This window comes from Rothia koreensis, assembly GCF_052232265.1.
Classification (GTDB): domain Bacteria; phylum Actinomycetota; class Actinomycetes; order Actinomycetales; family Micrococcaceae; genus Rothia; species Rothia koreensis.
The window spans coordinates 1,519,068-1,531,272 of record NZ_CP197643.1; the positions used below are offsets into that span (position 1 = coordinate 1,519,068).

Sequence of the window (12,205 nt, forward strand, 5' to 3'; positions counted from 1 at the left end):
GGAGGGGGCGGGGGCCGGCAGGCAACCCAGTCATCCGATGGGATGTTTGAAAAATGCATATGGGGATGATCGGTTTCGACGATGCCAGTTGCGGCAGGTGAAGCGGGCCGAGAATGCAGGGTCATCTCGTAAACGTTCTCTGCAAAACAATAAGTGCCAAATCTGAAAAGCGCACTGACTTCGCTCTCGCTGCGTAAGCAGCCAGAGCAGTCTGCTAGCCCGGGTTCGCTTTCGACCCGGTTCCTAGTATCAGTTTAGAAAGCCACTGCTCCAGTCCCTCTCCGTAGGGGGCTGGTGAACATTTTGTACGGATAGGTTCGGCGGCAACCCGTTCGTGGGAGTGCCGGAGCCGAGAACACCGTGACACGAACTGCGCCCGGAGAAACCCTGGCAAAGCTGCATCGGACCGGGGTTCGATTCCCCGCATCTCCACTCGCTCAATGCCCGGCTCCCCTTCGGGGGAGCCGGGCATTGTTGTACCCCGGGCCACGGGCCGGTGTGATTGAATAATAAATAGTTGACATATGGAAAGACGGGCGTCGAGCCAACGGAAACGAGGAGAAGTCACCGTGACCAACAACCCCTCATCTGAGAACCACGAACCGGAGTCCGGAGGCAGCAGCTCAGCCCCGCGGTTCGGCCAGAACGACCCCCAGGAATCCACGGGCGGTTCCATCCCGTGGCGCGGTTCGGAAAACCGCGAGCAACCCCAGTACGGCACCTACGGAGATGATGGTTCGCCGTCTGGGCGCAATCAGCCCTCGTACGGTCAGTACGGCGAGTCCGGACAGGCCCAGCCGCAGTATGGCCAGCAGAGTCAGCCCGGCTACGGCCAGCAGGGTGGCTACCAGCCCATTCAGGACAACGGCTACGGTCAGCAGGCCGGTGGCTCATACTACGGCCAGCAGGGCGAGAACGGCTACTACAACCAGCCCCAGTACCAGTCGGGCAATTACGCCCAACCGAATTACCAGCAGTATCCGGCTCGTGCCGGAGACCGGCCGAACGGCTGGGGAATGGGCCTGGCTGCCCTGATCTGCGGTATTGCCAGCGTGGTCCTGTGCTGGCTGGTCCTCCCCGGCCTCGCCGGGATCGTGGCGATCGTCCTCGGCATCGTCGCTATCGGGAAACTGGCCAAGACCCCGGGAGCGGGGAAGGCCATGCCGATCATCGGCATCGTCCTGGGCGCGATCGGCGTGATCCTGTCCGTGCTTCTGGGCGTGATCTTCGCGATCGGCTTCTCGGTCGCCAACGAGGCGGCCGAACACTGCGGCGGCTACTCCGCGGCCAACAGTGCAGGCTTCGAAGAATGCGTGAATTCCTACATGGAATCGGATTACTGATTTTCCGAGCATCCTCTTCTCGGATATGCAACGAGGCCCCGTCACCACTCGGTGACGGGGCCTCGTTGCATATGCGGGGACGGAACGGTGCGAACGGACCGTTTCAGGAAAGAGTCAGACCTCGTCCTCGGCGGCTTCGTCGGAGGAGGCCGGTTCCGGTCCCTCGGCGGCCAGTTTTTCCAGGACGCGATGGTGCAGATGCCCGTTCGTTGCGACGGCGTTTCCTCCATGAGGACCGTCCGTGCCGTCCAGCGACGTGAACCGGCCCCCGGCCTCGGTCACGATCGGAACCAGCGCGGCCATGTCGTGGAGACTCAGATCCGGCTCGCAGGCTATGTCCACGGCGCCCTCGGCCACGAGGCAATAGGACCAGAAGTCCCCGAAGGCGCGGACTCTCCAGACGTCATCGGCCAGGTCCAGGAATTGCTGGCGTCGGCCGAGATCCTTCCACCCGGAGAGGGACGAGAAGGACAGGGACGCGTCGCGCATCGAGGTGACCTCGGAGACGCCGATTCGGCGTGCCTTGGCAATCGAACGGCCGGTGAAGGCGCCGCTGCCTTCGGCGGCCCACCAACGACGTTGCAGCGCCGGGGCCGAAACCAGGCCGACGACCGGCTTTCCCTCATCCATCAGGGCAATCAAAGTGGCCCACACGGGGACACCGCGAACGAAGTTCTTCGTTCCGTCGATGGGGTCCACGACCCACTGGCGGGGTGAGGAACCGGTCGAACCGAATTCTTCGCCCACGACGGCGTCCCGCGTGCGTGCCCGGGACAGGTGGGAGCGGATCAGTTCCTCGGCCTCACGGTCCGCATCCGTCACCGGGGTCAGATCCGGCTTGGTTTCGACCGTGAAGTCCTGAGCCTGAAATTTCCCGAGCGTGTAGCGATCGACCGCATCGGCCATGACGTGCGCCAGGCGCATGTCATCGTTGTAGGGGCTCATTGAATTCATAAATTCCAGGCTATCCCATGCGTGGGACACCACCCTGTCAGGTCGTCGTGCCGAGCTCCTTCATCTGGTCCAGCCCGTCCTCCGCCGCGACGCCCAAGAGGCGTCGAAGCGATTCGAGTCGCTGCGCGCCGTACGGCCCTGCGTGCCCCGAATCCACGAGCCGCTGAATGCCGCACCCCGCGGCGTCGGCCGCGTGCGTACACCCCTTGGGACAGTCGGCATATCCGGGGGCCAGATCCTCGAAGGCCTCGACGATGGACTCCTTGGGAACATGCGCCAGACCGAAGGATCTGACGCCGGGCGTGTCCACGACCCAGGTGCCGACGCTGCCCCACGAAGGAGATATGGCAAGGGCGGACGATGAGGTGTGGCGCCCGCGCCCAGTGACCTCGTTGACCCCGCCGGTCGACCGGGATGTTCCGGCCAGAGCGTTGACCAGCGTCGACTTGCCGACCCCCGAATGCCCCAAGAACACGCTGACGTGACCGTCGAGGAGCGACCGCATGGTCTCGACCGTCGTCGGGTCGAGCGGCAGGCTCTCGTGCCGGCCCGCCGGAGCCGCGGCTTCCTCAGGACGTTCGGGCGAGCTCGAAAGGATCCTCAACGAGGTTTCGGCGTAGTAGTCGCGCAGGGGAGCGGCGTCGCCCAGGTCCGTCTTGGTCACGCACAGCACGGGTTCAAGGCCTGCGTCGTAGGCCGCGACGATGCTGCGGTCGATGAACCCCGTCCGAGGCGTCGGGTTGGCCGCTGCGACCACGATGACGAGCTGTCCCGCGTTGGCGACAACGACCCGCTCGACCGGGTCGGTGTCGTCGGCGCTGCGACGGAGGACCGTGGCGCGGTCTTCGATCCTGACGAGTCTGGCCAGGGAGCCTTCCGCGCCCGAGGTATCGCCCACGAGCCCGACCAGATCGCCCACGACCACAGGGACGCGGCGCAAATCCTTGGCACGGACCGCTGTGACTTCGGTTCCTGGCCCCTCGGAGCCGAGGTCGACGGTGTACCGGCCACGGTCCACAGTCACGACACGACCTATCACGGCGTCCTCGTGGGCCGGCCTGTCCTTGGTCCGCGGCCGAGAGCCCCGCTTGTTGGCACGGATCCGTACATCCGATTCGTCCCAATGGCCCGACGAACGACGACGCATCACACGTCCCCTCCGCGGAGCATGGCCTCCCACATTCCGGTGAAGCCGGGCAGGGTCTTGGAGGTTGTTTCGACGTTCTGGACCACGACGTCGGGGACGACGAGGCCGATGACCGCTCCCGCCGTGGCCATGCGGTGGTCCTCGTAGGTTCTGAACACATCTCCGTGACGTACGGGTGAGGTGATCCGCAAACCATCGGTGGTTTCTTCCGCCTCGCCGCCGAGTCGATTGATTTCGGTGACCAGCGCCTTGAGCCGGTCCGTTTCGTGACCTCGCAGGTGGCCGATGCCCCTCAGCCGCGAGGGGCCCGAGGCCACCGCGGCGATGGCCGCGACCGTCGGCGCGAGCTCTCCGCACTCGGAGAGGTCGAGGTCGACGCCGCGGACGCGACCCTCCCGAGCGCCGCCTTCCGGGCCGATCACGGCCAGGTCCGAGCCGACGGTGCGGACCCGGGCGCCGAATTCAGGGAGGATCCGACGCCATTGGTCGCCACCCTGGGTGGTCTTCGAGGGCCAGTCCGGGATCACGACGCTGTTGCCCGTGACCACGGCGGCGGCAAGGAACGGGCCCGCGTTGGACAGGTCCGGTTCGACGGCGACGTCGTGGGCGTGCGGCACGCCAGGAAGCACGGTCCAGGCGGTGGGTGCCTCGGCGCGCACGTCGATGCCGTATTCGGCGAGCGTCTGAGCTGTCATCTCCACATGGGGGAGGGACGGGACCTCGTCGCCGACATGCTCGAGGCGCAGCCCGCCGGGCAGGAAACAACCCGTCAGCAGGGCCGCGGAAAGGAACTGGCTCGAGGCGCTCGCGTCGATCCGGACCGTCCTCGGTGACGCGGAGGAGTCCTCTGGGCCATGGTCGGCCGGGCGCGGACGAACGGCAAAGGGCAGGGTCCCGGTCCCCGCGTCGTCGACCTCGCACCCCAATTGGCGGAGGGCGTCGATGACCGGGGCCATCGGGCGACGCCGCGCGCCCTCGTCCCCGTCGAAGGCCGCCGGAACGTTCAGGGCCGCGGCCAGCAGGGGTACGAATCTCATGACGGTTCCGGCGAGACCGGTATCGATGTGGAGGATCTCATCACCGCGCGTGCCGGTTCCAACCGGGATCGGCGTGACCCGGACCGTCCCGCCGTCCCTGGAGAACTTCGCTCCGAGGCTCTCCAGGGCGGTCATCATCAGCGCGGAGTCCCTCGAGTCGAGAGCCCCCCGAAGAGTGCTGGGACCATCCGCGGCGGCGGCAAGAAGAAGATACCGGTTCGTCAGCGATTTGGAACCGGGCACGCGGACTCGTGCATTCCAGGAAGTGGTCGGGAGGACCTGGGGAGCGGGCCAATCGCCGGTCGCGGGAAGGGTCAAGAATCTACCTCGGTGTCGATGTCTGCGTCAGGGTACATGGCTTACTTTAAGCACCATCGGGGGCCCGTGCGAAGACGGGCCCCCGATGGAATCACGGACAATTACTGCGTCCGAGCACGGCGTGCATCAGTTTCCGAAGACGTCGTCGGACTTCTTCTTCAGATCGTCACCGAATTTGTTGGACTTCTTCTTGACGTCCTCGCTGAGCTTGCCGGCGCGCCATGCGAGAGACGGGTTGCCCTCGGTATCGACCGAGGTCAGTGCGACCGCTCCCACCAGGGACGCGTTCTTGACGCCGTCGGCAATGCGTGCTTCCTGCTGCTCCTTCGTGTCGGCTTCGGCGCTCACGAAATCGATGTAGGCGTTGATCGTGCCGGCGGCCAGCAACAGCGTGGAGGACAGACGCGGGAAGCGGCCCAGGGCGAAGAGTGCACCCGCACCGACCTGGGTGGCGGCGATGGCCTGACCGACGAGGCGTTCCTGGCCGCGCAACGGAGCGAGCTGCGGGGAGGCCTTCGCCGCGGCATCGATCGCCGGCTTCAGGTGCTGGGTCGATTCGGGGGAGCGAAGGCGGTTGACGCCGTTGTAGATGAAAGAAGCTGCCAGGACGGGACGGGCGAGCTTGCGAACAATGGTCATGTTTCCTCCTCAACGTGGGCTGGCGCGCCCCGGCACCGGTGGGATGCCGCACGCCAACCCGTGGGTTCTCCATCATCCTATGTGATGGGGTCAACGAACGTACAAGCTGCCGTGGCGTTTCTTCTCCTGCGAACATCGGCCGAATGTGTCGGAATACAACGCGGTCCGGAGCCGTTGCAATCCACGACAAGCTCATGGAACCGATCTGAGGGAGGGGTGTCAGGTGGTCGCCACCGTCGAGACGCCGTCGAATCCGACGCGTCGAGCATCTGAACCGCCAAACCTTCTAGACTGGGGTGAATTCATCAGTAGGCCCAAGCGGAAGGAATCCGTGGACTCAGTCGATCTGTCCCGTGAATCGGACGAGGAGCGCAAGGCTCGTTTCGAACGGGAAGCAATGCAGTACATCGATCAGCTCTACGCCGCCGCCTTGCGCATGGCTCGCAATCAGGCGGATGCGCAGGATTTGGTCCAGGAAGCGTACACGAAGGCTTTCTCCGCCTTTCACCAGTACAAGCCCGGGACCAATCTCAAGGCGTGGCTGTATCGGATCCTGACGAACACGTACATCAACCTCTATCGCAAGAGGCAGCGTGAACCGCATCAGGCGAACACCGACTCGGTCGAGGACTGGCAGCTCGTCCAGGCTTCGGCTCACACCTCGTCGGGGCTGAAGTCGGCAGAGTCCGAGGCCCTCGAACACCTGCCTGATTCGGACGTCAAGAGCGCATTGCAGTCCCTGCCCGAGGACTTCAGGATGGCCGTCTACTATTCCGACGTCGAAGGGTTCGCGTACAAGGAGATCGCGGAGATCCTCGACATTCCCATCGGGACCGTGATGTCCAGATTGCACCGGGGCCGGCGACTGCTGCGCGAGCAGTTGGCGGAATATGCCTCCGGATTGGGTTTCAGCACCGAGGGGGGCCGGAAGGCGTCCTCGGGGACCCGGAAGAACAAGAATTCGAGCGGCGCCCAGGGCGCCGAACAGCGGTGAGAACGCCCATCGTGAGGAAGGAAAGGATTATGACAGACTGCCAGGAAAGCGGCGGGTGCCGCGACGAACAGATCCAACGGATCTACGAATACCTCGACGGCGCTCTTTCCGCGGAAGACATCGAAGACATCTGCACCCATCTGAACGAGTGCGAGACCTGTGCGAGGGAATACGACCTCGAGTGCGTGATCCGTTCCGCGGTCAAGCGGTCGTGTTGCGAACCCGCCCCGGACGAGCTCAAGCAGTCGATCCTGCACAGGATCGACTCTCTCCGGGACAGCACCGAGTCCACCGAACATGACCACTCCGGTCTGGGCACGCAGAAGCCGTCCGACCCCACGGATCGCCCGATGGCCTCGTGACAGGGGAACGGACCGGCCCATAACGGGCCCCTCCGGGACTCTCCGGTTCGACCAGGGCAGCAAAGGTGCGGGCCCGTATACAGCGAAGGGCTGAGATGCATTCATGCATCTCAGCCCTTCGCTTTCAACCGGACCGCTCGTCACGAGGTGATCAGCGGCTCCGCGGCTGGCCGGGATCCTGAGGTCAGTGACTCAGGAGTTGGGGCGCTTGCCGTGGTTGGCTGAATTCTTGCAGCGATCCTTGCGCTTGCGTCCACGCTTGCTCATATGAGCCTCCTTCCGCGCATCGTCGCCCGATGGGGCGACGTGCGGCCATGGTGCTGGTCAACCCAGTGCGAATCGTCTCCGTGCGCAGGCACGGACACGGGGCATTGGGCACTGTGTTCAATTGTGCCAGATCCTACGAGCCGGGTGCACATTCTCACCCGGGGTCCGGCTGTGACGTGCGCTCAGTGCTGTTCGGGCAGCTGCAACCAGGAGTACCAGCCGCGGTGCAGAACCAGCCACGCCATCAAGCCGTACCCGGCCTGCCCCGGGCGGCCGTCATTCGCCGCCAGGTCCTGGCGCCATTGCTCGTGGTGCTGCAGGGGGTTGAACGTGTCGACGTAGACATGACGACGGCGCGTGGTCACATCCGCGTAGGCCGCGGAAAGATCGGCGATGCGTCGGTTGCGCTCGGAATCGAGGGTCGGCGGGGGACCGACGACCAGGACCTTGATGTTGTTCTGGGAGGCCAGATCCACCATATTGGCGAGGTTGAGGCGACTGCGTGCGCTGGTCAGGCCCGTGTCGATGTCGAAGGTCGAAGGGGCGACGACGAGACGATTGTCCGCGCCGCTGGCAAACCGCCGGCTTGCCTCCTCGAACCAGCGCTCGTTCAGCGTCTCGCTTCCCTCACCGGGAGCCGCCAGGTTGTACGAGACCACCGGTGCCACATTCTGTGGTGTGCGCGCCATGACACGACCGAACCACCCGAGGGCGCGCGGGTCACCAATACCTGCCAGCAAGTCGTCTCCGACCGCCACGATCCGAATGTTTCGTTGCTCCACGAGAATCTTTCTGTTGTTTCCGGCGTCAGACCGATGGGAACCCGTCGAGGGGGAGTCCAACGATCGCATCTAACGTAACGATAAACGTTCTTTGGGGTCTCCGCATGTCCGAGCCCCCGCTCCCACCATGGAACCACGGCGAGAGCAGGGGCTCGACGGCGACATGCCGGTTACTGCTCGACGGCCTGCTGCACGAGATGCTCGAGTTCGGCCTGGTGGCGTTTGCCGGTACCGGTTGCGGGCGACGCGGAGGCCGCACGGGACACCAGACGGATGTCGCGGTCCAGCAGAGGAAGCAGCGACGTCGTCAGGTACGGCCACTGGCCCTGGTTGGCGGGCTCGTCCTGTGCCCACAGAACCTCTGCCTCCGGGTAACGGGACAACTGCTCCTTGATTTCCTCGAGCGGGAGCGGATAAAGCTGTTCGACCCGGACGATGGCCGTCCGGTTCGCGTTCTTCTTCTCCCGCCGCGCGGCCAGATCGTAGTACAGGCGGCCCGAGGCCAGGATGACGCGGTTGACGTCCGCATCGTTGAGTCCCGCCTGGTCCGGAATGACCGTCTGGAAATCGCCTTCCGTGAAGTCCTCGACGCTCGACGTCGCGGCCTTCAGCCTCAGCAGCTGCTTCGGCGTCATGATCACCAGCGGCCGGTGCGGCCTGCTGTACACGTGGCGGCGCAGCAGGTGGAAGTGGTTGGCCGGGGTCGAGGGGACGGCGATCGTCATGTTGTTCTCGGCGCACATCTGCAGGAAACGCTCCATGCGTGCCGACGAATGGTCCGGGCCCATGCCTTCGTAACCGTGCGGAAGCATGAGCACGAGCGAGGAACGCTGCGCCCACTTCTGCTCGGCCGATGAGATGAACTCGTCGATGACGGTCTGTGCGCCGTTGAAGAAGTCGCCGAACTGGGCTTCCCAGATGACCAGCGAGTCGGGTCGCTCGACCGAGTATCCGTACTCGAAGCCCATGGCTCCGTACTCCGAGAGCAGGGAGTTGTAGATCATGAACTTCGCCTGGTCCTCGGAGAGGTTCCGCAGCGGGACCCACTCGTCATTGGACTGGGTGTCATGCAGGACCGAGTGCCTCTGGACGAAGGTTCCGCGCTGGACGTCCTGTCCGGACATGCGAACCTGGATGCCCTCCATGAGCAAGGACCCGAACGCGAGCAGCTCGCCGAAGCCCCAGTCGATGTTTCCGGCGGAGGACATCTCGAAGCGCTTCTTGACCAGTTGTCCCAGCTTCTTGTGAACCTGGAAGCCCTCCGGCATCTCGTTGTGGACCTCGCCCACGCGGGCGACGACGTCCTTCGAGACCGCGGTGGTCTCGGGGGAGTAGACGGAGTCCTCGATCTGCTGGGCCGCGGGGCGTTCGATGTTCGACACCGCGGCGGCGTCCCCGGTGACGAGGGGCGCGGACGAGGTCTGTGCCTCGTGGGTCTCGGTGAAGACCCGCTCGAGACGTTCCTGGTAGTCCTGGAGCGCCCGGTCCGCTTCGTCCTGGGTGATGTCACCGCGACCGACGAGGGATTCCGTGTACAGCTTGCGGGTCGAGCGCTTGGCCTCGATCAGCTGGTACATCATCGGCTGCGTCATCGACGGGTCGTCGGCCTCGTTGTGGCCGCGACGGCGGTAGCACACGAGGTCGATCACGACATCCTTGTTGAACCGCTGACGGTATTCGAAGGCCAGCTGACCCACCCGGACCACGGCCTCGGGGTCGTCCGCGTTCACGTGGAAGACCGGGGCCTGGATCATGCGGGCGACGTCGGTCGAGTATGTCGAGGAGCGGCCCTCGCCCGGCGTCGTGGTGAAACCGACCTGGTTGTTGACCACGATGTGCACGGTGCCGCCGACCTTGTAGCCGCGCAGCTGCGACATCTGCATGGTCTCGGCCACGATGCCCTGGCCGGCGAATGCGGCATCGCCGTGGACCAGGATCGGCAGCACGCCGTAGGAGTTCTCCGAGTCGCCGCCCTCGTCCAGGAGATCCTGCTTGGCACGCACGATGCCTTCGAGCACCGGATTCACGGCTTCGAGGTGGGACGGGTTCGCGGCGAGGTAGACCTGTGTTTCGTTGCCGCCGTCGGAGGTGAACACGCCCTCCGTGCCGAGGTGGTACTTGACGTCCCCGGAACCGCCGACAAGGCGGGGATCCTGCTCGCCCTCGAACTCCCGGAAGACCTGGGCGTAGGACTTGCCGGCGATGTTGGTCAGCACGTTCAGGCGACCGCGGTGGGCCATGCCGATGCCGACTCCGGCGAGCCCGTCGTCCGCGGCCCCCGAGATGATCGAGTCGAGCAACGGGATCAGGGACTCGCCGCCCTCGAGGGAGAAGCGCTTCTGGCCGATGTACTTGGTCTGCAGGAAAGTCTCGAAGGCTTCCGCCGCATTGAGCTTGCCCAGGATGCGCAGCTGTTCATCGCGACTGGGCTTGGTGTACCCGTGCTCGAGTTGTTGCTGGAACCACTGGCGTTCGCTCGGCGATTCGATGTGCATGTACTCGACGGCCAGCGTGCGGCAGTAGGCGTCGCGCAGGAGCTCGAGGATGTTGCGCAGGGAGAGCTTGGGCGCGTCACCGAAGCCGCCCGTGGGCCATTCGCGGTCGAGGTCCCACAGCGTCAGGCCGTAGGTCGCGATGTTGAGGTCCGGATGCTTGCGCATCACGTATTCCAACGGGTTGACCTCGGCGATCAGGTGGCCACGGACCCGGTAGGCGTGGATCAGCTGCTGGATCCGGGCAACCTTGTTGACCTCTTCTTCCGGGTTGACCTGGTTGTCCACGGCCCAACGCACCGGTTCGAACGGGATGCGCAGGACCTCGAAGATTTCGTCGTAGAACCCGTGCTCGCCGAGCAAGTACTGGTCAATGAGCTTCAGGAACTCGCCGGAGCCCGCACCCTGGATCACGCGGTGATCGTAGGTCGAGGTCAGGGTCAGGATCTTCGAGACGCCTTCCCTGGCCAGGGTCTTGGGGGAGGTTCCGCGGCGCTCGGCCGGGTAATCCAGGGCGCCGACGCCGATGATGCACGCCTGGCCGGCGGAGAGGCGGGGCACCGAGTGGACGGTACCGATTCCGCCCGGGTTGGTCAGTGAAGCGGTGGTTCCCTTGAAGTCCTCGACCGAGAGCTTGTTGTCCCTGGCCCGCTTGACCATGTCCTCGTAGGCGTTCCAGAACTCGGCGAAGTTGAGGTTCTCCGCCTTCTTGATGTTCGGAACCACGAGATTGCGGGAACCGTCCGGCTTGGGCATGTCGATGGCCAAGCCGAAATTGATGTGCGCGGGGTGGATGGCCGCGGCCTTGCCCTTGTCATTCTGGCCGTACACGACGTTCTGCGACGGGAAGGCCTTGAGCGCCTTGACCACCGCATAACCGATGATGTGGGTGAAGGAGACCTTGCCGCCTCGGGAGCGACGGAGATAATCGTTGATCAGCGTGCGGTTGTCGATCAGGACCTTGGCGGGCACGGCGCGGACCGTGGTTGCGGTCGGAACCGAGAGGGACTCCTCCATGTTCGTGACCACGGCCTTGCCCGGGCCCCGGAGGGTCTCGACGCGGTCCTCTTCGGTCTCGACGTCGTTCTTCCCGCCCTCCGGCAACTGGGCCGGGATCGGACGCTTGGTGGTGGGGGACTCCTTGGCGTCCGCACCCGCCTGCTGGGGTGCGTCGGTTTCCTTCTTGGCGCCCGCCTTGGGGGTCTCGGCGCTCTGCGCGGGCTGCGAGGACTTCTGCTCCGGCTGGGAGGACGCGGCCTGCTTCGCGGCCGCGGGCTTGCTCGGCGCGGCCTGGGGCTTGGCAGCCTGAGACTTGTCCGCCTGGGGTTGTGCGGGAGCCTGCTGTGCGGGCTTCTCAGTCTTCGTCTCGGTACCCGCCGAGGATCCGTTGTCCTGCTCCTGCATGGATTCGAAGATGGGCCACCACTTCTTGTCCACCGAGTTCTTGTCCTGCTGGTACTTTTCGAAGAGCTCGTCCACGAGCCATTCGTTACCCGCAAATTCCTCAGGGATCTGGTGATGTGGCTGATCTGGCACTAGCTTCACGCCTCTTCCATTAGCTGTTTATGCCGGCAGGGCTGAACTGCTCAGCCTTCCGTATCCTCTTGTGGATCCTACCGAATTCCGGATGCCGCCGAAGCGCGGTGGTTCTCGGGGCGAGCAGGCCCCGGGGAGCCGCCGAAGATCTCGCGACAGTGCGAGATGGCGCAACCTCTCGGGTCGAGTCTATTAGGGTTCGCTCGACGTTATCCACCCGAATACGGGCTGTGTCACGACCGAGATCGGGACATCACGGAACCATGTGTCGGCCGACACGGAATGGGCCAGGTTCTCCACAGGGCGGACGACTCTGTATCGGAAACCGCCGGGC

General features: G+C 64.8%; 9 protein-coding genes, 1 other RNA gene and 1 pseudogene. 4 read left to right on the forward strand and 7 right to left on the reverse strand.

Annotation, left to right across the window (positions count from 1 at the left end; all coding sequences use genetic code 11):
* Positions 1-61: 61 nt before the first annotated feature.
* Both ssrA and ACTSLZ_RS06690 read left to right on the forward strand, forming a co-directional pair.
* Positions 62-435, forward strand: a transfer-messenger RNA (tmRNA) gene (ssrA, locus tag ACTSLZ_RS06685).
* Between the two features lie 134 nt (positions 436-569).
* Entirely contained in the window at positions 570-1,343 is a 774-nt protein-coding gene (locus ACTSLZ_RS06690) for a DUF4190 domain-containing protein (RefSeq protein WP_443094528.1), read from the forward strand.
* Between the two features lie 114 nt (positions 1,344-1,457).
* Here the strand turns inward: ACTSLZ_RS06690 and hisN are convergent, their stop codons facing one another.
* From hisN to ACTSLZ_RS06710, 4 genes are all read right to left on the reverse strand, one after another.
* The gene (gene hisN / locus ACTSLZ_RS06695; protein ID WP_129314131.1) at positions 1,458-2,297 is read right to left on the reverse strand and encodes a histidinol-phosphatase; all 840 of its coding nucleotides are present in this window, start codon (positions 2,295-2,297) and stop codon (positions 1,458-1,460) included.
* A gap of 37 nt (positions 2,298-2,334) precedes the next feature.
* The gene (locus ACTSLZ_RS06700; protein ID WP_397554889.1) at positions 2,335-3,444 is read right to left on the reverse strand and encodes a ribosome small subunit-dependent GTPase A; all 1,110 of its coding nucleotides are present in this window, start codon (positions 3,442-3,444) and stop codon (positions 2,335-2,337) included.
* The gene (gene aroA / locus ACTSLZ_RS06705; protein ID WP_443094529.1) at positions 3,444-4,799 is read right to left on the reverse strand and encodes a 3-phosphoshikimate 1-carboxyvinyltransferase; all 1,356 of its coding nucleotides are present in this window, start codon (positions 4,797-4,799) and stop codon (positions 3,444-3,446) included. Before aroA ends, ACTSLZ_RS06700 begins: the two co-directional genes overlap by 1 nt.
* 126 nt (positions 4,800-4,925) lie before the next feature.
* Positions 4,926-5,438 (reverse strand): DoxX family protein, encoded by a 513-nt coding sequence (locus ACTSLZ_RS06710; RefSeq protein ID WP_443094530.1) that lies wholly within the window; start codon positions 5,436-5,438, stop codon positions 4,926-4,928.
* A gap of 331 nt (positions 5,439-5,769) precedes the next feature.
* Here ACTSLZ_RS06710 and ACTSLZ_RS06715 point away from each other — a divergent pair, with 331 nt between their 5' ends.
* Positions 5,770-6,432, forward strand: coding sequence for a sigma-70 family RNA polymerase sigma factor (locus ACTSLZ_RS06715; RefSeq protein WP_238692249.1), 663 nt, complete (start codon positions 5,770-5,772; stop codon positions 6,430-6,432).
* Positions 6,433-6,461: 29 nt separating this feature from the next.
* Positions 6,462-6,707: pseudogene (gene rsrA, locus ACTSLZ_RS06720) on the forward strand (mycothiol system anti-sigma-R factor); the annotation flags it as partial.
* A 279-nt stretch (positions 6,708-6,986) separates the two neighbouring features.
* Here the strand turns inward: rsrA and ACTSLZ_RS06725 are convergent.
* From ACTSLZ_RS06725 to ACTSLZ_RS06735, 3 genes are all read right to left on the reverse strand, one after another.
* A complete protein-coding gene (locus ACTSLZ_RS06725; protein ID WP_443096107.1) occupies positions 6,987-7,061 on the reverse strand; it encodes a 50S ribosomal protein bL37 in 75 nt (24 codons plus the stop codon).
* 182 nt (positions 7,062-7,243) lie between these two features.
* On the reverse strand, positions 7,244-7,843 hold the full coding sequence (locus ACTSLZ_RS06730) for a GDSL-type esterase/lipase family protein (RefSeq protein WP_129314137.1): 600 nt from the start codon (positions 7,841-7,843) through the stop codon (positions 7,244-7,246).
* Positions 7,844-8,013: 170 nt separating this feature from the next.
* Positions 8,014-11,871, reverse strand: coding sequence for a multifunctional oxoglutarate decarboxylase/oxoglutarate dehydrogenase thiamine pyrophosphate-binding subunit/dihydrolipoyllysine-residue succinyltransferase subunit (locus ACTSLZ_RS06735; RefSeq protein ID WP_443096108.1), 3,858 nt, complete (start codon positions 11,869-11,871; stop codon positions 8,014-8,016).
* Between the last annotated feature and the right edge of the window lie 334 nt (positions 11,872-12,205).

Coding starts and splice junctions, on each gene's coding strand:
- ACTSLZ_RS06700 (WP_397554889.1), bottom strand. CDS start 3,444: ATGCGTCGTCGTTCGTCGGGCCATTGGGACGAATCGGATGTACGGATC.
- ACTSLZ_RS06710 (WP_443094530.1), bottom strand. CDS start 5,438: ATGACCATTGTTCGCAAGCTCGCCCGTCCCGTCCTGGCAGCTTCTTTC.
- hisN (WP_129314131.1), bottom strand. CDS start 2,297: ATGAATTCAATGAGCCCCTACAACGATGACATGCGCCTGGCGCACGTC.